At 40.7% G+C, this 1,302-nt stretch carries 1 protein-coding gene; it reads left to right on the top strand.

Annotated features, from left to right (window positions below; all coding sequences use genetic code 11):
• Window positions 1–1,115, top strand: a 1,115-nt coding sequence (locus BAZSYMA_RS10300) for an RHS repeat-associated core domain-containing protein (protein WP_241502524.1), incomplete at its 5' end; no start/stop codon positions are given.
• Window positions 1,116–1,302: the final 187 nt, after the last annotated feature.

The raw sequence follows: 1,302 nt of genomic DNA, 5'->3' as shown, positions 1-1,302 counted from the left end.
AAGGCAATCGAGTCCGCACTGTGGTTGAATCTAACCGCCAAATGCAAAACCAAAGAGACTACCTACCTTCACTAGAGCTTTCAATCAACCAAGCAAAACAACAAACCAACACCCTGCACATTGGCACTCATATATTTAGTGAAACCAGCAAAGACAACACGCAAAACCCCAGTCAAACCCGCTATCAACTCACCAGCCACCTACAATCCAATACCTTGGAGTTGGACGATAAAGCCCAAACTCTCAGTTACGAACACTACTATCCCTATGGTGGCACTACCCTCATCGCTGGTAAAGACAAAACCCAAGTGCAACAAAAACGCTACCGTTACACAGGTAAAGAAAGAGATGATAGCAGTGGTTTGTCTTACTACGGTGCTAGGTACCTAACCCCTTGGCTAACGAGGTGGATAAGCCCTGATTCAGCAGGGGCGGTTGATGGCTTAAATTTGTATGCTTATGTGGGCAATAATCCGCTTAAATATAGGGATCCAACGGGGCATTTTCCACTTATATCTTGGAGCGGATTTGTGAGCAACATTAACGCTTATAAGGCAAATCAAAGAGCATTGGATATTTGGGTTGGAGAAGCCCACGATACACCACAAGGAAATTATTTAGTAATGAATTTAAACTCTGAAATTAAATTTCAAAATTTTATAACGGAATCAGCTACTGCTGATGTAAACGAAAGACCTAGCCAAGATCCAGAATATATCAACACTTTCTATACGCAAGAGGAAATGCAAAAGTCATATTCGCACTTAACACCTAAAGAAGCCCAAGAATTAACAAATTCAACAATAAATGTAAAGATTCTAATGACACCCCTTAACTCCTATTTTATTGCTAGAGATTATTGGCGTGATAAAGAAGAATACGAAAGAATGCGAAGCATGGGAAGCTTCAAAGGAAGTTCAATCATTCTGGTTGGCGCAGGCCATACGCTAACAAATATAAGGCAGAATGAAGATGAAAACCCAAAAGCATACCCCGCTTTTAAATATATGGGTGAAAATCCAAGTATCGCTGCAACACCCAAAAGTGTCATTGATGGATATGTCGACTATTTTGATACTCATAGAACATCCGTGACACCTGATTTTGGTGTATAGGGTTGAGGGCAAGCACGATTCGAAAGAAGGTATTTTTTTAGTTCATGGACCAGAAGGTATTATGAGAGAGATATTTGGCAATATAATAGAGGAGGTGCCAATGAAGTTAGCCGACCTATCTGCTCCTGAAGCTGCACATCCGACACTACAAAGAAGAAGATGCATGACCTTATGAATTTACTAGAGT

Source organism: Bathymodiolus azoricus thioautotrophic gill symbiont (assembly GCF_001298715.1).
In the GTDB taxonomy this organism is placed as follows: domain Bacteria; phylum Pseudomonadota; class Gammaproteobacteria; order PS1; family Pseudothioglobaceae; genus Thiodubiliella.
The sequence above is the reverse complement of the archived record's forward strand: the minus strand, read 5'-3'. Positions and strand labels throughout refer to the sequence as shown.